Below are 21,708 nucleotides of genomic sequence, written 5' to 3'. Positions count from 1 at the left end.
CGCGCCTCCCCTTCCAGCGTGCGTGGCGGAGGGGGAGGGATTCGAACCCCCGTCCCACGCGAGGTGGGATGCGGTTTTCAAGACCGCCGCCTTCAGCCACTCGGCCACCCCTCCGCGCGGCAGGCTATTATACCCCAACGCCGCGCCGTCGCTCGCACCCCCAACTCGTGGCTTCCTAAGCGTGGAGCGCGAACTCGCGAATTGTCAGGAGCACTTTGGGGCTGATGTCGGTCGGCACGGAGCAGCCAGGCGCAAGGATAAGCCCGCGCCTGCCGACGCTATCGCGCGCGTCCTGCGCCTGCTGGAACACCCGCTCGCGACACATGTCGGGCAACTCGCGCTCGTTCAGCCCGCCCATCACACAGCGGTCAAAGAGCCGCTTGCCCGCCGCAAGACTCAGCGTCGTGCTGCGGTCGCTCCAGCACACAATCGCGGCGGGCGCGTCCGCCAATAGATCGGCGTACAACTCGCCGTAACCATGCAGGTGTAGCACATTGAACCTGCCGTCAGCAACCGATTCCAAAAACGCGCGATCGAGCGGGGCGAAGTGTTCCTCGTACACATGGCGGGGCGCGGCGTCCGCGCCGATACCGTTCACGGCGTAGTAAATCCCGTCGCACACGGTCAGCGCATAGCGGGCGTACAACTGCAGGTTCGCCTGAATCGTGCGCAGCCCCTCCTGCACGGCGTCGGGCGCAAGCGCGAGATGCTCCAGCAACTTACCCTCGCAAAGTTTATTCGCGTAGTAGAAGGCGTTGAAGACGGTCTCGACAATCGGCACCTCGTCGGGAACCATCGTGCGCAGACGGCGCAGCATCTCAATCTGCGCGCCGAAATGTCCCATGTCTGGCTCCAGTGGGGTGAGTTTCGCCCAGTCGTCGGCAGTGCGCACAAAGGGCAAGCCTTCAGGCGTCTCGTACGGGATGTCGTGCATGACTTTGAGCAGGTCGGGCTGGTAGCGTCGCCAGAACTCGTAGGTCGCACGGCTCATCCCGTCGATATATTGCTGCAACACAGCTTCGCTGGCGGGGGCACGGTACTCGACATACAACGCCTGAGGGAACCACGGCTCTGTACGAAAGTGGTACCAGAAGCAGTAGGGCAGCCGATCCACTTCGCCGCCGACAATCGCCTGCTCGATGCGCTCGCGCGAGGTCATCACGGGGGTATTTTACCACAAGCGCACGGTTTTTTACACAGACGGCTCCTGAATCTGCTGGAGGTACGCTTCCGCGAGGCGCAGGGCATGCTCGGTGTCGTCGGGGTGCAGCGTACCTTCAATCACCTGCTCTTCCAAGTAGCGCTTGAGTCGTCCCACGACAGGGCTGGGCTTCAGCCCGAAATGACGCATAATCTGTTCCCCTGTAAGGGGGCTACGCCAGCGTGTTGGGGGCTGCGCGGCTTGCACTTGGGCGATTCGCTGGCGCAGGGCGGCGATGTCGGCGTGGAGCACATCCTGCCGCTGCGCTTTGATGTCCGCCTCCGCCAAGCGCAGCAGCGGCTCCAGCAAGTCGCCCGCGTCACGGATGAGGCGTCGTACTGCCGCGTCGCTCCACTGGGGCGTGTAAAAGCCTGGGCGCATGTGCAAGCGCACCAGCGTCGTGATTCGCTCGATGGTTTCGTTCGAGTAGCGGAGCGTGCGTAGCCAGTCGCGAGCAATTTGTGCGCCCACGCGATCGTGTTCGTAGAAGTGAATCGTGCCGTCTTCGTCCACACTCTTCGTTGCGGGCTTGCCGACATCGTGGAGCAGCGCCGCCAAGCGTACCTCCCACGCAGGTATCTCCAGCCCTGTGGGGTCTATGTTCTCCATCGTCTTCAGGCTGTGTCCCCACACATCGTAGAGGTGGTAGTCGTTCTGCGTGCAGCCGACCATCGGCATAAGCGGCTCGGCGAACTGCGAGAGTAGCCCCATCTCCAGCAGCATCTGCAGTCCTGCCGCCGCTTGGGGCGAGTCCATTAGGCGCGTGAACTCGGTCTGAATGCGTTCGATGCTGACGATTTTCAGTCGCTCGGCTTGCTCGCGAATCGCTTGTGCGGCGGCGGGATCCAGCGTGAAGCCGAGTTGCACGGTGAAGCGCACCGCCCGCAGCATGCGCAGCGGGTCTTCGTAGAAGGTCTCGTGCGGGTCGCGCGGCGTGCGCAGCAGTTTTGCTTGCAGGTCGCTTAGCCCAACGCTTAGCGGGTCGACAATCTCGCCTGTGTGCAGGTTCTCCAGCAGCGTGTTGACCGTGAAGTCGCGGCGCAGGGCGTCGTCATAGAGGGTGGCAGGCTCCACTTTGGCAGGCTTACGGCTTGTATCGTGATACGACTCGGCGCGGGCGGTCACCAGCTCGACCGTCAGCTCACCGACATGCACCATCGCTGTGCCAAAGCGCGGATAGGTCACGGGCGGGTGGTCGGCGACGCCGTGTTCGTAGAGGAACTGTGCCAGCGCCAGCGCGTCGCCTTCCAGCACAAGGTCGACATCGCTGGGCAGGGGGCGTCCCAGCAACTTATCGCGCACATAGCCCCCCACGAGGTAGACCTTTCCCTCGTAGGGCGTGCCAGATAGTCCTTCGCGCAACCGCCGCAGGGCGCGCTCGAGCATCTCATCGTTGCCGATGAAGCAATTCTACCTCAAGGAGGGCTATCCAGTCGCGCACCCACTGGTCGGCGGGTTCGTCAATAGGGGCTTTCTCTCGCCGCTTTTGACAGAGGCATTCTATATACACCTTCATCCAAGAGCGGGCGATTGAGTCACGCTCTTGCTCAAGACCATATCGCCGTAGCTGGAGTTCAATCCAATCGGGTAGGGATAAGATTTGGACATCCGATTGGAGTAGACGCGCAAATGAGGTTCCGTCTGCTTTTCCCGCTGTTTCATTGCCGTTGTTTATACGAAGCATTCCAGAAGTTTTGGCTGCACGACGGTCTCTTTCACACGGCGGCGCGCCAGTTCACAGTAGTCGGGGTTAATCTCAAAGCCGATAAACCGTCGCCCCATCCGTTTAGCGACGACAGCCGTCGTACCCGAACCAATAAACGGATCCAGAACGAGGTCGCCAACCTCTGTGGTGAGATGCAGAAGCTCCTGCACAAGATACTCTGGGTACACCGCAGGATGATTTGGCGATTTGACCGCAATCACAGGGCACTCGATGACATCGCGTTTGATAGCGCGATCGTACATACGGATGATGGTGAAACCTTTGTTTTTCAGGTGGCTTTTGCGACCACCCTCGTAGCCGCCGTATGCCTCCGAGTGGATGCCGCGAATCTTCATACGAAACGACGCGATTTCGCCGCGTTGCACCTCCGCAATTGCCTGTTGAAGGGCGAGGCGCGCCTCCTGCTTCTGTTCGGGCGACAGGTCAGACTGCTCAATCAGCTCCATGTATTGTTTGCCGATATTGTTGCCTGCCTTGACGCGCTGGCGCACCAAATCGCGATGCGCCATAAAACGCTCATAGAAGTATCGATACTCATCGGATTTGACAAAGTGAAAGATCGGCTCTGTGCTGCTGACCAAGCGTCGGCGATACTGACGCGGTTCGGGATTCGGCTTGACCCAAGTGATGATGTTGATGAGCTTGACCCCCGTATGCCGAACAGCCGCGTTCGCAAAGAGGTAGGGAGCCAGTTGCAGCGAACCGCTCTCGTACTTGTCCCCGATGTTGAAAAAGATGCTCCCCGTCGGCTTCAGGCAGCGCACGCACTGTTCGAACACTTGCAGCAGGTTTTGGATATAGGCATCGAGACTTGGTTCGTTCCCGATGTCGCCTATGCCGTAGTCGCGTTGCTGGTAGTAGGGGGGACTGGTAATTACGGCGTCCAAACATTCGTCAGGCAGTTGCGGCAACAACTCCCGACAGTCACCCTGCACGATTGAGTCAACAAATGGCACAGAGCCTTGAGGCGAAGTTTGGCGGCTATGCATCGGAATTAAGATACCCTAAGAGCGCCACGCACCACTCAGACGCAGCTGCATCAAGCTCACGATTAATAGCCCCAGCGCGAGCGTCCAGCCGACTGCTGACGCATAGCCTAAGTCGCCCGCCACATAGCCATTAATATATAAATACATCACTATCGTCAGCCCTGCGCCATCAGGACCTGGCGACCGCCCCAACATCACCCACGGCAGCTCGAACAGCTGGAACGAACCAATCGTGCTGATAATCACCACGAAAACCAGCACATGGCGGATGCCAGGCAGGGTCACATGCCAGAACTGTCCCCAGCTACCTGCGCCGTCCAGTTGCGCCGCCTCGTAGAGTTCGCGCTCCACCGTCTGCAGCCCCGCCAGAAAGTAGACCATGTGCATCCCGACATACATCCAGAGGCTGGTCAGCACCAGCGCGGGCATCACGAGGCTCGGCTCGCCCAGCCAGCGCGTGTCCAGCGGCGTGCCCACCGTCGCGTGCAAAAACCGATTCACCAGCCCGTACTGCGGCACGAACAGCACGCTGAACAGCACGCCCACAAACACTTGCCCGACCAAGTTCGGCGAGAAAAACGCCAGGCGGAAGAATTCGCGCCCCTTGACCCAGCGCGAGTTCAGTAGAATCGCCAGCCCCAGCCCCAGCGGAACCTGCAGCGCCAGCGACCAGAAGGTGTAGACCACCGTGTTGCGCACCGCCTTCCAGAAGTCGGGGTCGCTCAATAGGAAGCGGAAGTTCTCCAGCCCGACGAACACCTGATCGCGCGGCCCGCTGGTGATGTAGAACGCCAGAATGACGCTTTTAATCAGCGGGTACGCGCCGAACACCAGAAACAGAATCAGGAACGGCGCGACGAACAGGTAGGGCGCGAGTCGGTCGCGTCGCGGGGGTCGGCGGCGGCGCGTGTCGGGGCGCGCGGCAGCGCGGTCGGCAAGCATGTCAGGTGTTCTCATGGAGGTACGGGTTGCGGCGCATCTGACGGCGCACTTCGGCGGCGGCGCGCGCCATCTGTTGACGCACGAACCCGCCGAAGCCGCTTGCGCCGTACTGGTCGTAATAACGCACGCAGGCAATCAGCGCCTCGCTCAACTTCGCTTTCGCCAGTCCGATGTAGGGGCTGGTGTATTGCGGCGGCGTTTCGGGCGCGAGATTCGCGTACAGCCTACCCAGCGGCTGGTTGCTCCAGAACGGGCGCGGCTCATCGTAGGCGGGATGATCCCACAAATCACGCGCAGGCGGCAAAATGTTCGTGTTGCGGAACTGCTCGGCAAGGGCTTCCTTGTTCAAGTAGAGGTGCATGATGAGTTCCCACGCGAGGTCGGGGTCAGCACAGCGTTTGGTGATGCCAATCATCGTGCCGCCCCAAGTGCTGGTGCGCCGCCCGCCAGGGTAGAACGCGGGCAGCGGCATCAGCGCCATCTTGCCCGCCACCTTCGGCACATCCTGCTCGATGACCTTCGTGCGCCAGTCGGGGGCGACCATAAACAGGTAGTAGCCGTCTTCGAGGGCGCGGGTGAAAATCTGCCCGCCGCCGAGGTCGTTGCCGATGCGCTCCTTTCCCGCCACCAGTGGCGCGTAGTAGCGCATCGTCTCCACCGCAATCTCGTTGTCCAGCGTGCAGTTGCCCTGCGCGTCGAAGTAGCCCCCGCTGCGCTGGAACAGCATCACCTCCAGCACAGAAATCCCCGCAGGCGGCAGCTCCATCATAAACCGCTTGCCAGGGATCGTGACGCGCTTGCCGACCTCCACGAACTCGTCCCAAGTGCGCAGGCGTTCGACATCGATACCAAGCTTTTCGACCAAGTCGCGCCGATACGCCAGCATCACGGGATGCACATCGTGCGGGATTCCGAAGATGCGCCCGCGCGTGGTGTAGGGGGCGAACCGCGCCTGCACGATGCGCGCCCACAACCCCGTCTGGTGTACGCGCTCGGTCAGGTCGCGGAAGCCGATGCTTTGTAGCCTGCCGCGAAAGAAGCTGCCTGCCCAGCTGATTTCCACCTCCGCGAGGTCGGGCACATCGAGGTTCGACCAGAACGCCGCTTGCAGGCGCGAGGTGACCGCCTCGCCCGCCACGACTTGGATGTCCACCGACACACCTGGATGCTTGCGCAAGAAGTCGGGCAGCATCTTGAGGTAGGCGTCGCCGTGCGGCTTGGCGAATGTCCACAGGCGCAGGTCATAGCGGGGTTTTTGGGTGCGCCGCGCCGTGAGGTACGCGCCGCTGGCGACCGCCAGCCCCGCCATCACCGCCGCCGACGCGCCATAAGGAAACCGCGCCATAACGCCTTCTTAATCCACACGCCTACGCCGATTCCTGCTTTTGGAAATGGACGCGAGGAGCGTCGCCCATCGGTGGGGGCTTATACCAATCATACGCGCCATGCTGTCATGTCATCGCGTAGGTGTCGGGTACACTCTTGGGCGCGATGGAAGGCGTTGAGAAACTGATTATCGTCGGTTCGGGACCTGCGGGCTACACGGCGGCAATCTATGCTGCGCGCGCGAGTTTGCAACCCCTGCTGTTTGCAGGCATTCAGCCTGGCGGGCAACTGATGATTACCACCGATGTCGAAAACTACCCTGGCTTCCCCGACGGGGTGCAAGGACCTGAACTGATGGAACTATTCCGCAAGCAGGCGGAGCGGTTCGACACACGCATCCTATACGAGACGATTACACAGGTGGACTTCAGCGGGCATCCGTTCCGCCTGTGGAGCGACGCGGGCAAGGAGTATCGCGCGCAGGCTGTGATTATCGCCACAGGCGCGTCCGCCAAGTGGCTGGGGCTGGAAAGCGAGGAGAAACTGCAAGGCAGAGGCGTGTCGGCGTGCGCCACCTGCGACGGATTCTTTTTTAGGGGCAAGCGCGTGATTGTGGTCGGCGGCGGCGACACCGCCATGGAGGAGGCACTCTACCTCACCAATCACTGCGAGAAGGTCTATGTAGTGCATCGCCGCGATGAGTTGCGCGCCTCCAAAATTATGCAGGAGCGCGCCTTCCGCAACCCCAAAATCGAGTTTATCTGGAGTACCATCGTGCGCGACATTTACGATGTGAACGCGGGCAAAGTCACGGGCGTGCGCCTGCACAACCTCAAAACCGACGAAGAGTACGACTTCCTCATCGACGGCGTGTTTATCGCAATCGGGCACACGCCGAATACCCAAATCTTTCGCGGCGTCCTGGAGATGGACGAGCAGGGCTACATCCTCACGCGAAACGGCACCTATACGAGCGTAGAGGGCGTGTTCGCCTGTGGCGATGTGATGGATAAGGTCTATCGGCAGGCGGTCACGGCGGCGGGCACGGGCTGTATGGCAGCGTTGGACGCCGAGCGCTGGCTGGCAGCGAAGTTCCACTGATGATTGGCAGCGTTGGGCGTCTCGTCGGCTGGATGGTCTTGGTGGGAGCGTGCGTAATGTCTGCGGCGGCGCAGACGCGCATCTTGTATGTCGCGCCTGACGGAAACGACTCGTGGTCGGGGCGGCTCGACCGTCCGAACCGCTCGCGCACGGATGGTCCCCTGCGCACGCTGCATCGTGCCTTGCAACGGGTGCTGGAAGGCGAGCCTACGCCGACCGAGATTCGCCTGCGCGGGGGTACCTACTTCCTGCATGAGCCCGTGCGCATCACGCCCGAACATGCGGAACGCGCCCAACGCCGCCTTGTCATCACCGCCGCGGCAGGCGAGCAACCCATCCTCAGCGGCGGACGCCTCATCACTGGTTGGCAGGCGACCGAGTGGAACAGGAAGCGCGTCTGGGTCGCGGAGATTCCCGAAGTGCGCAACGGGCAGTGGTACTTCCGTCAGTTGTTCGTGAACGGCGTGCGCGCCACCCGTGCGCGATACCCCAATCGTGGCTACCTGCAGATAGAGGCGCTGCTGGACGAGACGCCCGATTGGACGCGCGGGCACACGCGACTCCAGTATTATGCAGGCGACCTTCCAACACTTGCGTATCCCGACGAGGGCGAGGCGCTCGTCTTTAACCGCTGGGTGGAGAACCGACTGCCCCTGCAGTCGGTAGACCCCGCGCAGCGCATCCTGACTTTCCGTAAGCGCAGCACCTTCGCCCTGCAGGCAGGCGACCTCTACTACTTGGAGAACCTGCCCGAAGCGTTAGACACGCCTGGCGAGTGGTATCTTAGCCGACGCGAGGGCAAACTGTATTACCTACCGCGCCCAGGCGAGCGGTTGGAAACGCTGCAGGCGGTCGCCCCCGCCCTCACCTCCCTCGTGCGGATAGAGGGCGCGCCTGAGCAGGGACGATTCGTGGAAGGCGTCCACCTGCGGGGGCTTACCTTCCGCCACGCGGAGTGGTCGCTGCCTCCAGAGATGGAGACAGGCGGCTTCGTGCAGGCGGCGTACGGCGTGCCCGGGGCAATCCGCGCCGAAGGCGCGCGCCGATGCCTCTTCGAAGCATGCGTCGTGGAACAGGTCGGTACCTATGCCATCGAGCTGGGGCGCGGCTGCCAACGGAACCATATCGAAGGCTGTGTCCTGCGCGACCTTGGGGCAGGCGGCGTCAAAATCGGCGAGACGACCTTACGCAACGACCCATGCGAGCAGACCTACGGCAACCTCGTGCAGGACTGTATCATCCAAGACGGCGGCAAACTGTTCGCCAGTGCGATTGGCATCTGGATTGGGCAAAGCTACAGCAACCGCCTGCTGCACAACACCATCCGCGACTTCTACTACACGGGCATCTCTATCGGCTGGACTTGGGGCTACGGCGAATCGCTGGCGGGCGGCAACCGCGTGGAGTGGAACCATGTGCATCATATCGGCGTGCGCAGCGACGGCGACGGACCCGTGCTGAGCGACATGGGCGGTATCTACACGCTGGGCACGCAGCACGGCACGGTCATCCGCAACAATCTCTGGCACGATATAGCAGGCTACCGCTACGGAGGCTGGGGCATCTACTTCGATGAGGGCAGCACGGGCATCCTCGCCGAGAATAACCTCGTCTACCGCACGACGCATGGTGGGTTCCACCAGCACTATGGGCGCGAGAACCTCGTGCGCAACAACATCTTCGCCTACGCTCGCGACCACCAGATTCAACTCACGCGCCCTGAGCCGCACCTGCGTCTAACCTTCGAGCGCAACATCATTATTGGCAGAGGCGCGCAGTGGGTGGCGGGCGGAATCGACGCGAACCTGCGGTTTGACTACAACCTCTACTGGCGTGAGGATGGCGACGAACTCCGCTTTGGGGACGACGACTTCGCGGCGTGGCAAGCGAAGGGGCAGGATATGCATTCGCGTATAGCAGACCCGCGTTTTGTCAACCCATCAGCGGGCGACTTTCGCCTCGCGCCCGACTCGCCTGCCCACGCACTGGGGTTCCAACCGTTCGACCTTAAGGGTGTAGGCGCACGGCAGCCGCGCTTGCCTAAGAACTCGCCAACGGGGAACCCTGCCACACCCAAGTAGCCGCCGCTGTGAGCAATTGTGCTACGCCGCGCCCGCGCGAGACTCCAACCCAACTTGGGCGCGCGCAACGCTAAATCCCGTTTTTACCTGCAGAAAAGCGACCCTTTACAACGGCTCCGTGCCTTCGTTGAGTATTGCCAAGTAGCGTTCGTAGGCGAACATGCGGCGGCGTTTGTGCCCCGTGAGTTCGCGAGCGGTGCCCAGCGAAAGCAGCGTCTCCATGCCTCTGGAGACCGCAGGAAAACTCAGCCCTGTCCGCATAGTACCCCGTCAAGCCGCGCTTCACCGCTCGCGCCTCCGTTATTTACCGATGTTTAATTACCCGCCGCCTTATTAAACGAAACCGCCGAATCGTTTATTAAGCCCTCGCCTACCCGCTGAGTATGGACAACGGCATGTTGAACCGCGCCGATTCGTAGCCTGTGATAGCGACAGCAGCGGCGCGGTAGCCATCCTCGCCCGTCGCCAGCGTTGCGGGCGCCTCGCCCGCCACCACGCGCACGAACTCGTCAATCATCAGGTAATCGATGTTGTCGCCCCAGAACGCCTGCCGAATGCGGTCGACGCGGTCGTCGTAATGCACCAAGTGCTGCGCGAACATGTCCATCTCGATGATTCCGCGCGTGCCAATCGCCGCGAGCGTCACATCGCCCCAAGTGGGGAAGGTCCTCGGACGCGACCAGCTCGAATCGAGCGTGGCGAATATGCCGTTTTGAAGCGTCAGGGTCAGCATTGCGGTGTCGTCGTACCTGCCGTGAAACATGTTGTTGCCCGTCTCGGCGTACACTTGGGCAATCTCCTGCCCCGTAAGCACTCGTATCAGGTCGGCGACATGCACGGTGTGGTCCATCATCGCGCCGCCGCCCGCCAGTTCGGGGTCGTTGAACCAGCCGCCGGGATTGGAGCCGCGATTCGTGCCGCGCAGCGCGAGCAGTTCGCCGATGACGCCCGCCTGCACCATCCGACACATCTGCTGAAAGGCGGGGCTGAATCGGCAGGGGAAGGCGGTGAACAGGTGGACGCCCGCGCCTTGCGCTGCCGCGAGCATCGCCTTGCCGTCTTCGAGGCGGGTCATCAGCGGCTTCTCACAGAGGATGTGCTTGCCTGCCGCCGCCGCCATCTGCGCCAGTTGCGCGTGCTTGGCGTTCTCCGAGCAGATAATCACTGCCTGCACATCGGACGCCAGCAGCGCTTCGTAGCTGCTGAACGCCTGCGTTTCGAACTGGAGCGCTTTCGCTTTCGCGCGCGCCTGATCGTGGTCGGCGACGCCGACCAGCTCTGCCTGCGGGTGCTGTTTCAAGCAAAGCGCGTAGCTATCCGCGTGCAGGTGCGCGAAACTCATGATGCCCACTTTGACCGTCATAGCGTGATGACCCTCCCCGTTTGCGCCGATTCAATCGCGGCGAGCGCGAGCCGCACGGCGTTGTAGCCGTCTTCTACAGTGATTTCAGGCGTTTGCCCCGCTTGCACGCAGTCCACGAAGTGGCGCAGTTCCAGATAGTACGGGTTGTGTACGGCGGGGCTTTCGGGAACCTGCACGCCACCGCCTGCGCCGTCCTCCGCGCGGGTCGCGACCTGCAGGGCGACTTGGCGCGTGGAATCGTACTCAATCATCCCCGTATCGCCACACACCTCGAAGTTCACCTTGAAGCCGCCAGGGTCGCACCAGACGCCCTCGATGTGCCCGACTGCGCCGTTTTTGAACTTTAGCGTGACGAGCGTGTAGTCCAAGTATTGCAGGTTGCGGAAGGTGAGCGCTTTGGCATACACGCGCTCGACTGCGCCGAGCGTCCACAGCAGCCAGTCGAAGTCGTGGATGATAAGGTCTAAGATGACGCCGCCGCTTTTCTCGAAGTCGGCGTACCAATCGCTTCGGGTGCGTGGGAAGTCGCCGCCGCGTCGCATGCGCACCGCCGCCACCGTGCCGACCGCGCCGTTGCGTATCAGTTGATGCGCCGTGCGGTATTCAGGGAAAAAGCGCAGCACATGCGCGGGCATAAAGGGCGTGTTGTGGTTCTTGACCGCCTCCACGATGCGTTCGCACTCCTCGAGGGTGCGCGCGAGCGGCTTCTCGCACACGACCGCCTTGCCCGCCTCAATCGCAGGCAGCGCGTACTCCGCGTGCCGATAGGTGGGCGTGCAGATGTCGATGATGTCGCACCGACTGAGCAGGGTGTCGAAGTCGCTGGCAGCGAACACGCCGTACTCCTGCGCGAACGACGCCGTGCGTTCCTCACGACGATCGTATACCGCTGCTACCTCTACATCGGGCATCTGACGGTAAGCCTCCATATGCTGGCGCCCCATCGTGCCCAAGCCGATAATGCCTACTTTCACCATCGCATGCCTGATTCGCCCCTGCTTGTAAAACTCCTGCACTCCAGAAACAGCCGTGGTCCCGCCACAATTACCTGTATGAGCCAAGGCGAGGTGCTGGAGTTGGGGCGTCAAGCGATGCTGGTCGGCTTGCAGGTCGCGCTGCCCATCCTGATTGCCGCGCTGATTGTAGGGCTGATTGTGAGCGTGTTTCAAGCCGTCACGCAGATTCAGGAGATGACACTGCAGTTCATTCCGAAGATGATAGCCGTCGGGCTGGTGGTGCTGTTCGCAGGTGGCTGGATGCTAACGCAGATGGTGGAGTTCACCGTGCGCGTGTTCACGAATCTCCCGCCGCGATGAGTTTAGATACCGAGTGGTTCTGGGCGTTTTTGGTGGCGTTTGTGCGGGCGTCGGGCGTGTCGCTGGTCGCGCCTGTGTTCGGCAGTCGGCTCGTGCCTACCCCGATACGGGTGGGGTTGTCGGCGGTGCTTGCGCTTGCGCTTGCGCCGCTGATTCAGCCCTACACGGGCGCGCCGCCCACCGACTGGGTTCCGCTAATCGTGCGTCTGGTGGGTGAGGCGGTGATTGGGCTGGTGCTGGGCTACGGGGTGAGCCTGATTATCGGCGCAGCGGTGATGGCAGGCGAGGTGCTGGACACAATGATGGGTTTCAACCTGATGCAGGTACTAAACCCCGTCTCGTCGTTCCCGACCACGCTGCTGGCGCAGTTCCACTATATGCTGGCGATGACGCTTTTCGCGCTGGTGAACGGGCACTATTGGCTGCTGCTGGCGTTGGCACGGAGTTTCGAGACGCAGGCGGGATTGGGGAGCCTGAGCGCGTGGTCGGACGCCAGCCTTGCGACGGCGACGCAGTTAGGCGGCGAGGTACTGATGCTCTGCGTGCAGATGGCAGCGCCTGCGGGGGGCGTGCTGCTGGTGGTGGACGCGGCGATGGCGGCGGTCTCGCGCGCCGTACCGCAAATCCCCGTGTGGCTGATTGGCATGCCCGCCAAAATTGCTGTCGGCATCGTGGCGCTGGGCGCGAGCCTGCCTGCACTGGTGGGCGTCAGCACGCGCATGACCGACTTGTCGGTGCGCTATCTGGAGAACATCCTGCGCTTGCTGGGGGTGTGAGCAGCAGGAAAACGCGCCGCTGGCGTGAATCGTACCCCTATCTGGGGGCTGTTCATGGAAAACGGCAAGCAAGCGGCGGAGTGGTTCCGCCAGACCTATGCCGCGCTCAAGGCGCAGGTCGGGCGCGTGGTGGTCGGGCAAGAGGAGGTCGTCGAGAACACGCTGGTCGCCGTGTGCGCAGGCGGGCACGCGCTGCTGGAGGGCGTGCCGGGGCTGGGCAAGACGCTGCTCGTGCGCACGATTGCGCAGGCGCTCCATCTGGAGTTCGCACGCATCCAGTTCACGCCTGACCTGATGCCCGCCGACATCACAGGCACGAACATTCTTGTGGAGAGCGAGACAGGCGCACGCACCTTCGCGTTCCGCGCGGGACCCGTGTTCACCAACATCCTGCTGGCGGACGAGATTAACCGCGCCACGCCGAAGACGCAGTCCGCGCTGCTGGAGGCGATGCAAGAGCAGGCGGTCACGGTCGCGGGCAAACGCTACCCCATCGAGCCGCCCTTCTGGGTGCTGGCGACGCAAAACCCCATCGAGCAGGAGGGCACCTACCCGCTGCCCGAAGCGCAGTTAGACCGCTTCTTCTTCAAGATCCTGGTCGGCTACCCAACGCTGGACGAGTTGCGCGAGATTGTCGACCGCACGACGGGCGTAGAGATTCCACAGCCCGAAGTCGTGGCGGACAAGGAGACGCTGCTGCGCATGCAACGCCTCGTGCGCGAGGTGCCGATTGCCCGACCCGTGCAGGACTTCGCGCTCAAACTCATCGTGGCGACCCACCCTGGCTCGGAGTACGCGCCGCCTGAAGTGAACAAGTATGTGCGCTACGGCTCCAGCCCGCGCGGGGCGCAGACGCTGATTCTGGCAAGCAAGGTGTTCGGGCTGCTGGATGGGCGATACAATGTGGCGCGTGAGGATGTGCAGCGCGCGCTCAAGCCCGCCATGCGCCACCGAATCTTGCTGAACTTCGAAGCGGAAGCGGACGGCGTTACGCCTGACCAGATTTTGGAGACCATCTGGAACCATGTCGCCCGCACAGAGGGCGAGCCACTGAAGGTGTGAGGAGGCTTTTGCTATGCGACGGAAATACGGCGCAAATGATCGTATCCGAATCGCAATCATCGGCTGTGGCGGAATCGGACGCCACCACTACCGCATGTTCAGTCGCCTCAGCGGGCAGTGCGAGATTGTCGCGGCATGCGATGTGTACCAAAAGCATCTGGACGAGTTCCGCACCATGACGGGACGCCCCGACATCGAGCCGTATAGCGACTATCGGCGCATCTTGGAACGCAAGGACATCGACGCGGTGGTAATCGCCACGCCCGACCACTGGCACGCGAAGATGACCGTCGACGCCTGCGAGGCGGGCAAGCATGTGCTTTGCGAGAAGCCCGCCATGCACAATATCGCAGAGGGGCTAGCGATGGTGCATGCCGCCCGCGAACACAAGCGCGTGGTCGCGATTGGACTGCAACAGCGCAGTGGGGAGCATTTCAAGGAGGCGGTGGAGATTGTGCGTTCGGGCAGGCTGGGCAAAATCACCACCGTCCACTGCTGGAATGTGGGCAACGAGGCGCCCAACGGTATCGGCAACCCGCCCGACGGCGACCCGCCCCCAGGATTGGACTGGGACCTCTGGCTCGGACCCGCGCCGAAGCGACCGTACAACCCGAACCGCTGTATCTACAACTTCCGCTGGTTCTGGGACTATGCAGGCGGCAAGGTGGCAGACTGGGGCGTGCATCTAATCGATATTGCGCTGTGGGCGATGGGCGAACACAACCCGACCGAAGTGTGCGCCTACGGAGGCAAGTTCGCCCTGAACGACAACCGCGAGACGCCCGACACCATCGACTGCATCTGGCGGTTCAAGGACTGGACGCTGGTCTACACGCATCGCGCAGGGAGCGACTACCCGCTTTATGGACGCGGGTACGGCACGATGTTTTTCGGCACGAACGGCAGCCTGTATGTGAGCCGTGAGGGGCTGGAGGTGCATCCCGACAAGGAGCGCATTCCCGCCTACAAGCGCGGCGGCTCGGCGCAGAGTGAACCGCAGGCTGAGAACTTTCTGGCGGCGATTCGGGAGGGCGCGCCGTTGGCAGTCGATGTGCTCACAGGCGTGCGCTCGACGATTGTGCCGCTGCTGGGCAATATCGCCTACCGCGTGGGGCGCAGTATTCGCTGGGATGCCCAACGCGCCCAGATTATCGGCGACCGCGAGGCGAACGCGCTGCTGAGCCGCAACTGGCGTGCCCCGTGGGCAATCCCCAAACGGTACATCAAGCCGATTGGGTAAGCGGCTACATGGTACAATAACACTATGCACGATGGAACAGCAGAAAGTCTATTCCGCGAATATCTGGAGCGTCAGGGCTGGCAATACTGGACGGAAGCCGAGTTCCGCCGTGCGCTGGGGCTGAAAAGAGCTGCTCCTGCCCCAGACTTTACTATACTGGACGCCTCAGGTGCGCCCAAAGCGCTTGTCGAGGTGAGCCAATTCACGAAAGAGATTGATGAACTCATCCCGACGGATGCGCTAACGCCCATCAAGACTTCGCCGCTGCCTCAAAAGGTGCGTAAGGAGGCGAACCAGCTGCGCCGTGTCCTCCAGCAAATAAGCGGACAGTGGGGCATCTTACCGACGATGCTTGTGCTGTATGACCCGCTGGGGGCACAGACCCACCAGATGGTCATCTTACAAAAGATTCTGGGGCTGGCGCGCTTTGCCAACATCCATCCTCTGGTTGGGAAGGTTGGGGCACAAGGTTTGGTGCTCACCCCAGAGGGACAGTTCTTCCGATATGCGCCTCAAAACGCCCACCTTAGCGCAGTCGCCGTCTTGCGCAAAGAGAGGGTGTTCGCGTATCTTTCTGGGTTTGAACGCGAGGTCGCGGCGATAGAGGCACAAAACTTCGAGGAGTTTTCGGTCAAGTTTCGTGAACTATACGAAAAACACTTTGCGAACGGCGTCCCTGTGGATGAGGAGGTTCCCGTGCTTGAAGTCTACCTAAATCCTGCTGCGCAGGCACAGTGGCCTCCTCGGTTGTGGGGGCAATTCGATAGGGTGTGGGGCTTAGCCGACTCGCAGACCTACGGTTTGGTATACAACGGTTTGCTGGGTGCGCACGCGGGCGCTCTTGCGGGCGTTTCCCTACCTCTGCCTGCGCAAAGCACACGCGCGTCAGGTTTCTACGATGAGTAGTCAGCGGGTTCTGATTGACACATCGGTTGTTCTGCGCTACTATCTGAAGGACGATATGCGCCACAGCGAAGCCGTTGGCTACCTCTACTGGCTTCGCGTGCAAGGATATCTACTTTGCATTGCGCCGCAAGTGTTGTACGAGGCTTGGGTAGTATTCACGCGCCCGAAGGCGCAAAACGGGGTCGGCTTGACGGCAGAGGACGCGCATGCGCTCGTCCAGCAGATTGCCAGTGATTTCACACTACTCCCTGACCCCGAAGATTTGTGGCGGCGTTGGGCAGAAGTGTGTCGCCAGCGCTCAGTGATTGGGCGTCAAGCACATGATGCGCGTTTTGTTGCGTGGATGGAGAGCTACGGAATACGCTATCTCTGCACTTTCAACCCCGACGATTTCAGGCGATTTCCCCAAGTGCAGTTTCTGCCCTCGTAGAGGCGAAGGTTCAGATGAGGCTCACCGCCAACAGCCACGATTCGAGGCAGTCGGGCGCGTGCGCGAGTTGCTGTAAGTGCGGATGGCTCGGTAAGGCGTGGCGCAGAATCTGGAGCGCGGAGCCGTAGTCGCCGTAGGCGTAGGCGCGCAGCGCGTCCGAAAGTTCGGGATTCTCGCGCAGGCGCACGGCAAGCGCTTTCTCGATGAGCCGATCGCGGCGCGGCTCGTCGACCGTGAGCAGCGTGTAGAGCGAGTCGTAGCGTCCCATCAGGTGCGCGACGCTGAGAGCAATCTGTTGTCGCGCCAACGGCGATTTAGCTCGCGTGATCTGCTGTAGCAAAGGCTCGATATCGTCTTCGTTGCCGTGTCGTGCGAGCGCGCGCGCCAACGCCGCCAGCGCTGCAGGCTCGGTCTCATGCTGTAGGCGCAAACGCAGCAGCGGCGCAAGCGACGGGTCAGTAGGCGCGCTTGCCAGCGCAAGCGCGGCATCCGCACGCACACTCGCATGCTCCGATTCCAGCCAGCGTGTGAGCGCGTGCAGGTCAAAGGGGATAGGGAGCATGTCTGGCTCGGCGCGTTCCAGCGTGGCGGTAATCGCTTCCAGCAAGGTCGCCTGCTCCAGCGGTCCGGGCGCGTGTTCCAGCCGCTGGAACAGCGCGGGTAGTGCGCGTGGGTCTGCGATGCGGCGCAGGGCTTGCGCCGCGGCAATCCGCGCCTCGATGCGCTCGGCGTGCAATAGGGGTAGCAGCGCGTCGGTCGCTTCGGGGCTGCCAATCGCGCCGAGCGCGTCCGCCGCCTCCAGCACGAGGTTGCTCGCAGGGTCTTGCAACGCCTGTATCAGTGCGGGGATGGCGCGCGCGTCGCCAATCGCGCCCAGCGCACGCGCCGCCTCGCGACGCACCTCTGGGATGGGGTCTTGCAGCGCGGCGGTCAACTCCTCCACCGCCAGCGGCGTCTTCTCCTCCAGCAGTGTGCGAATCGCAGTCAGGCGCGTGGCGACATCTGCCTGACCGCGCAACTGACGCATCGCGCGCCACCCACGCGGACGCACCGACGCCCTGAGTTGCGACAACACATAGCGCGTGGAACGCTCGTCAGGCTCGCGAATCGCCCGCAGCCACGGCAGCGCCAGCAGCCGAAACAGCGACGCCGCCCCAAACAGCACGAAAAAGCGTGTCGGGTCGGGCACGAACGGCTTCAGCACCTCCATCAGCGCGCCGCTGCCAAACGCTGCCAGACCGCCCATCAGCGACACAATCGCGCTCAGTGCGCCCATGTAAATCGCCCGCTGCTCCGACGGCGCGACAGCGACATTCAAATTGAACTGCGTCAGCCCCACGCCCGCCCACAGTGTGCCCGCCAGCACCTGAATAAAGAGAATCACCCCAACGCTCCAGAGGTAGCGGTCAGGGTCAGTCAGAAACCACAGGTACGGCAGGAACACCACACCCCACATCGACAGCACCAGCAGCGGCTTGTTGCCGAACTTGTCCGCCAGATAGCCCCAGAGGGGCATCGCAAGGCTGCTGAACAACGCGGCGATTAGCCCTGCGACCTGCACCATCAGGTAGGGCATCCGTATCTGCTCCAGCATGTAGACCGTGAAGAACTGCCCCGCGAACATCTGCCCGAACACGAGGAAGGTGTTGAACCCCAGCAGCGCGCGGAAGTTGCGCGTGCGGAACGGCTCGCGGTAGAACGCCCAGAAGCCGCGCAGCCCCTTGCGTTCGGCAGGCGTGCGCGGCGGTTCAGGCATCTTGCGCAACGCCCACAGCGATAGGAACAGAAACAGCGCGCCCAGCCCGTACAGCACGGCGAACGCGAGTGCCTCCGAGAACCGCTGGTACTTGACCGCCTGATCCAGAAAAATCGCGGGCGGCAGCGCGGACGCCGCCGAGACCAGCCCCAAAATCATGTTGCGCCTGCCAAAATACCGCCCCCGATAGTCGGGTGGTACCAGCGCGCTTAACCACGCCAGAAACGCTGGTCCCGCGAACGACCCCAGCACCGCCGAGAGAATCAGCAGCCCCGCAAACAGTTGCAGGCGCGGCGCGGCATCGCCTAAGAACGGCAGGAACGCTATCGCCACGAACGGCAGGCGCGAGTAAAACGCATAGCGAATCACCAGCCGCTTCTGGCTCGGCGCGGTGTCGGCAAGGTACGCCGTCAGAATCTGCAGCGCGCCCGCCAACGACGGCACGGAGGTGATAATCCCAATCCACAAGTCGTTCGCGCCGAAGAATCGCGCCAAACCGATTTGGAACGCGCCTGAGGTCAGCGCGACAAACAGCGTGAAAAACACCGCGTCCCAGTTCGCCCAGCGCAAGCCCCGCGCAATCTCCAGCCGCGTCAGCCCCTGCGGCTGGCTCATAACGCGCGTACCTCCACCCGCCAATCTACAATATCCAAGTCGGGGTCAGGTACATCCCCGCGAGGCTCAAGGTTCGTGTCGGCGTTGCGCACGATGCGGTTCTGGTCAATCCGCAGGTTCAGGTACTGGCTCACGCCCAGGTTCGGGTCGCCCAGCGCGTCTACCACCTTGCGAGTGGGGTCGTTGGGGTCTAACGGAAGGCGGTCGGTCGCGATGATATTTAGTTGAATAAACTGCATCTGCGCAGCGTCGACAGGATTGGGAATGAACTGCGTTAGGTCGATTTCGAAGCGTAGGCGGTTGCTCTCGGCAGTGATGGGTTCGCTGAAGCGCGGCGCGCCCAGATACTGGAACACCGATAGGTTCGTATTCGGCTGCACGCGGTAGAGCGCGTAGCCGCCTGCGGGCTGGAGGCTGTCGAAGCGCATAAAGTGCGTGAACGCGCCTGCGGCGAAGCCGTTGCCCCACGGCGGCGCGACCACAGGCACAGGTCCCGCCTGTCCCGTTGGGTCGTTGCTGAGATTGAACAGCACGAAGTAGTGATAGTCGGGGCGGATGCGCCCTGCGACCTGCACCTCCACTGCGATTCGGCGCACACCGCCCGTAGTGGGCGCGTCAGGGAACCGCGCACAGGCGGCAAGGGCAAGCAAGAAGATGCATATCCCTGCCTGAATGCCTCGCTTCGCCCGCCCCGACGCGCTCTGTGGCATAACGCTCGATATGTCGCCCTACTCTTCGCCGACCGTCTCCTCGGGCACCTCCTCTTCCGCAACGCCCTTCGGCGGCGCGACCGACGCAATCGTCGTGTCGGGGTCGTCTAACGCCTGCACGCCCGCAGGCAACTGGATGTCGCGCAAGTGAATCGTGTCGCCGAAGTTCTCCAGCGCGGCGAGGTTCACATGAATCGCTTCGGGAATCTGCGTGGGCAGGCACTTGACGCGCAGTTTCTCGACGGGGTGAATCAGCACGCCGCCCGACTTGAGCGCAAGCGATTCGCCTTCCAGCACAATCGGCACTTCGGTTTCGATGGGTTCGTCCATCGCCATTGCCCACAGGCTTACATGGCGGATGCGCGTTGTGATTGGCTCACGGTCGACCTCGCGCAGCAAGGTCGTCAGCCGTTCGCCGTTCAGTTCCACCTCAATCAGGTGTGTCGTGCCCGCGTGATGCAACACGCGCCCCAGCATGCGCTCCTCGAACTGCACGGGCGTCGACTCTCCGTTGGAGCGAAACACCACCCCGGGCACATAGCCTTGCCGTATCAGTCGTTTTGCCTTCTTGCCTAATAAAGTACGCGGTTCTGCCTTAATCGAGTAAGTGGTTGCCATCGGTTGCCTCCTCTATTGGGTATCAACGGCGAATTATACCCTGCCTGCGCGAGCATGTCGGGCAGGGATAACCTCACCCGCCGACGCTCATGGTCTCTTCGGGGCTTGGCGCGTCCCCGTCGCGCCCCGATGCGCCCACACATCCTGTCCATCGTCGTTGAATGGGGATTCGCTGGCGTTGAATTGGGATTCGTCGCCGTTGAACCGCGATTCACTGGCGTTGAATCGGGATTCGTCGTCGTTGAATGGGGATTCGCTGGCGTTGAATCGGAATTCAACGAGGCTGAACGAAGCTTTCCCCTCTCCCCCGTCGTTGGGGGAGAGGGGCGGGGCGCAGGGGGTTAGCACCCACTGCCGAAGTTGAACAGCACCTCCAGCAGGTCGGCGTCGTCGACGATACCGTCGCGCGTGAGATCTTCGGGGAGGTTGTTGCCTGTAGCGCCGAACGCGAACAGCACCCGCAGCAGGTCAGAGTCGTCCACGCAGCCGTCGCCGTTCACATCGCCGTCGCGGCGCGACGGGCGAGTATCCAGCAAGTAGGCTTCCCTGCGTTCTGTGGCGGCGTTGTAGCCCGTGCCCACGATGTAGCGCCCGTCGGGAGAGATGGCTTGCGCTGTCTCCAGATACGAGCCGTCGTCCAGCAGGTTGGCGTAGGCGACATTCAGGTCTTCCATGCCGCCCGCCTCTGTCCAGCGGAAGGCGCGGTAGACCCCCCCAGCGTCGCTGGAGCCGACCACGATGCTCCCGTCGGCAGAGACGGCGTTCGCCGCGCTCCAGTTGCCTCCAGGCAGCACGCCGAGGTTTTGCATGCCCTCGTCTGCCTTCCAGCGAAACGCGCGATTGCGTTCGTCGCTGTTGTACGCGCCGCCGACCACGATGTTCCCGTCGGCAGAGACGCCATACGCCTCGCTCAGAGTGCCGCCCAGCGTGCCGAGCTCTTGCATCCCCCCGTCCGCCGTCCAGCGAAACGCGCGATAGACAAATCCAGAGGTGCTTGCATAGCCGACCACAGTGCTTCCGTCGGCAGAAATGCCCATGGCGTAGCTCCAGTCAAAGCCTGGCAGTGTGCCGAGGTCTTGCATGCCGTCGTTCGCCGTCCAGCGAAACGCGCGGTCGGTGAATGTGTCAGTGCGGGCATAGCCAACCACGACGCTCCCGTCAGCGGAGACGCCGAGCCCCAGACTGTAGTTGCCGCCCAGCGTGCCAAGCCAAGTCAGGGTCTGCGACCAACCCGTGGTTGCAATCAGCGACAACGCTACGCACGCGCCTGTGAGCGCGCAGAACCGATTCAGACCACTGTGTCTCATCTGTCCTATCTCCTCCAAAGGTTGCCGTGCGTCTTTGGCGACGCAGGCTGTGCGAATTACACCACACTTCACGGGGAAGCGTTCGGGGGGAGGGGCATCGTGCTCTCCCCAGCCCCAGAGTTAGCAAAGACCGCGTGGTTAGGGGGTTTCGCGCGAGGTCTCTGCAGGCGGGTTCACAGTGACGGTCACCTTCGCCTGTGCGGGGCGTCCTTCCGCGTCGTAGGCAGTGAGCGTGTAGGTGGC

The 21,708-nt window shown here is 62.4% G+C and carries 20 protein-coding genes and 1 tRNA gene; 8 read left to right on the top strand and 13 right to left on the bottom strand.

All coding sequences use genetic code 11. The annotated features are described in order from the left end of the window. Positions 1-23 precede the first annotated feature (23 nt). The 6 genes from NW848_RS04380 to NW848_RS04355 form a co-directional block, all read right to left on the bottom strand. Positions 24-114, bottom strand: a tRNA-Ser gene (locus NW848_RS04380). 61 nt (positions 115-175) lie between these two features. Further along, complete coding sequence (locus NW848_RS04375) at positions 176-1,159, bottom strand: uroporphyrinogen decarboxylase family protein (RefSeq protein ID WP_414510490.1); 984 nt, start codon at positions 1,157-1,159, stop codon at positions 176-178. 33 nt (positions 1,160-1,192) lie between these two features. Then, positions 1,193-2,587, bottom strand: coding sequence for a CCA tRNA nucleotidyltransferase (locus tag NW848_RS04370; RefSeq protein ID WP_414510489.1), 1,395 nt, complete (start codon positions 2,585-2,587; stop codon positions 1,193-1,195). Between the two features lie 285 nt (positions 2,588-2,872). After that, positions 2,873-3,841, bottom strand: a complete 969-nt coding sequence (locus NW848_RS04365) for a DNA-methyltransferase (protein ID WP_414510488.1) — start codon at positions 3,839-3,841, stop codon at positions 2,873-2,875. Positions 3,842-3,931: 90 nt separating this feature from the next. Next, complete coding sequence (locus NW848_RS04360) at positions 3,932-4,873, bottom strand: carbohydrate ABC transporter permease (RefSeq protein WP_414510487.1); 942 nt, start codon at positions 4,871-4,873, stop codon at positions 3,932-3,934. Next, positions 4,860-6,203, bottom strand: coding sequence for an ABC transporter substrate-binding protein (locus NW848_RS04355; protein ID WP_414510486.1), 1,344 nt, complete (start codon positions 6,201-6,203; stop codon positions 4,860-4,862). Before NW848_RS04355 ends, NW848_RS04360 begins: the two co-directional genes overlap by 14 nt. Before the next feature lie 122 nt (positions 6,204-6,325). On the opposite strand from NW848_RS04355, the gene trxB reads away from it, so the two are divergent. Next, the gene (gene trxB, locus NW848_RS04350) at positions 6,326-7,285 is read left to right on the top strand and encodes a thioredoxin-disulfide reductase (protein WP_414510485.1); all 960 of its coding nucleotides are present in this window, start codon (positions 6,326-6,328) and stop codon (positions 7,283-7,285) included. Between the two features lie 56 nt (positions 7,286-7,341). Then, positions 7,342-9,366 carry a right-handed parallel beta-helix repeat-containing protein gene (locus NW848_RS04345; RefSeq protein ID WP_414510484.1) on the top strand — a complete coding sequence of 675 codons (2,025 nt, stop codon included), beginning with the start codon at positions 7,342-7,344 and terminating at the stop codon, positions 9,364-9,366. A gap of 370 nt (positions 9,367-9,736) precedes the next feature. On the opposite strand, the gene NW848_RS04340 is transcribed toward NW848_RS04345, so the two are convergent. Together NW848_RS04340 and NW848_RS04335 are read right to left on the bottom strand one after the other, a co-directional pair. Next, entirely contained in the window at positions 9,737-10,729 is a 993-nt protein-coding gene (locus tag NW848_RS04340) for a Gfo/Idh/MocA family protein (protein ID WP_414510483.1), read from the bottom strand. Next, the gene (locus tag NW848_RS04335; RefSeq protein ID WP_414510482.1) at positions 10,726-11,790 is read right to left on the bottom strand and encodes a Gfo/Idh/MocA family protein; all 1,065 of its coding nucleotides are present in this window, start codon (positions 11,788-11,790) and stop codon (positions 10,726-10,728) included. Before NW848_RS04335 ends, NW848_RS04340 begins: the two co-directional genes overlap by 4 nt. Between NW848_RS04335 and fliQ the strand changes: the two genes are divergently transcribed. The 6 genes from fliQ to NW848_RS04305 are packed head-to-tail and all read left to right on the top strand — an operon-like array spanning position 11,782 to position 16,459. Next, on the top strand, positions 11,782-12,045 hold the full coding sequence (fliQ, locus tag NW848_RS04330) for a flagellar biosynthesis protein FliQ (protein WP_414510481.1): 264 nt from the start codon (positions 11,782-11,784) through the stop codon (positions 12,043-12,045). The genes NW848_RS04335 and fliQ overlap by 9 nt on opposite strands. After that, positions 12,042-12,821 carry a flagellar biosynthetic protein FliR gene (locus tag NW848_RS04325; RefSeq protein ID WP_414510480.1) on the top strand — a complete coding sequence of 260 codons (780 nt, stop codon included), beginning with the start codon at positions 12,042-12,044 and terminating at the stop codon, positions 12,819-12,821. Before fliQ ends, NW848_RS04325 begins: the two co-directional genes overlap by 4 nt. A 24-nt stretch (positions 12,822-12,845) precedes the next feature. Next, positions 12,846-13,883, top strand: a complete 1,038-nt coding sequence (locus NW848_RS04320; RefSeq protein ID WP_414510479.1) for an AAA family ATPase — start codon at positions 12,846-12,848, stop codon at positions 13,881-13,883. A gap of 13 nt (positions 13,884-13,896) precedes the next feature. After that, on the top strand, positions 13,897-15,123 hold the full coding sequence (locus tag NW848_RS04315) for a Gfo/Idh/MocA family protein (RefSeq protein WP_414510478.1): 1,227 nt from the start codon (positions 13,897-13,899) through the stop codon (positions 15,121-15,123). A gap of 24 nt (positions 15,124-15,147) precedes the next feature. After that, a complete protein-coding gene (locus NW848_RS04310) occupies positions 15,148-16,029 on the top strand; it encodes a hypothetical protein (protein WP_414510477.1) in 882 nt (293 codons plus the stop codon). Then, positions 16,022-16,459: a type II toxin-antitoxin system VapC family toxin gene (locus tag NW848_RS04305; RefSeq protein WP_414510476.1), complete on the top strand. Its 438-nt coding sequence runs from the start codon at positions 16,022-16,024 to the stop codon at positions 16,457-16,459. The genes NW848_RS04310 and NW848_RS04305 overlap by 8 nt, the downstream gene beginning before the upstream one ends. Before the next feature lie 10 nt (positions 16,460-16,469). On the opposite strand, the gene NW848_RS04300 is transcribed toward NW848_RS04305, so the two are convergent. The 5 genes from NW848_RS04300 to NW848_RS04280 all read right to left on the bottom strand — a co-directional run bounded on the left by NW848_RS04300 (position 16,470) and on the right by NW848_RS04280 (position 21,465). Further along, complete coding sequence (locus NW848_RS04300; protein WP_414510475.1) at positions 16,470-18,830, bottom strand: MFS transporter; 2,361 nt, start codon at positions 18,828-18,830, stop codon at positions 16,470-16,472. Then, positions 18,827-19,540, bottom strand: a complete 714-nt coding sequence (locus NW848_RS04295) for a hypothetical protein (RefSeq protein ID WP_414510474.1) — start codon at positions 19,538-19,540, stop codon at positions 18,827-18,829. Before NW848_RS04295 ends, NW848_RS04300 begins: the two co-directional genes overlap by 4 nt. Before the next feature lie 18 nt (positions 19,541-19,558). Then, positions 19,559-20,158 carry a 50S ribosomal protein L25 gene (locus NW848_RS04290; RefSeq protein ID WP_414510473.1) on the bottom strand — a complete coding sequence of 200 codons (600 nt, stop codon included), beginning with the start codon at positions 20,156-20,158 and terminating at the stop codon, positions 19,559-19,561. An 87-nt stretch (positions 20,159-20,245) separates the two neighbouring features. Beyond that, complete coding sequence (locus NW848_RS04285) at positions 20,246-20,506, bottom strand: hypothetical protein (RefSeq protein WP_414510472.1); 261 nt, start codon at positions 20,504-20,506, stop codon at positions 20,246-20,248. After that, positions 20,500-21,465 carry a hypothetical protein gene (locus NW848_RS04280; RefSeq protein WP_414510471.1) on the bottom strand — a complete coding sequence of 322 codons (966 nt, stop codon included), beginning with the start codon at positions 21,463-21,465 and terminating at the stop codon, positions 20,500-20,502. Before NW848_RS04280 ends, NW848_RS04285 begins: the two co-directional genes overlap by 7 nt. Between the last annotated feature and the right edge of the window lie 243 nt (positions 21,466-21,708).

The sequence above is a fragment of the Synechococcus sp. RC10A2 genome, assembly GCF_047502605.1.
Note: the sequence above shows the minus strand (reverse complement) of the source record. Positions and strands in the feature narration are given on the sequence as shown.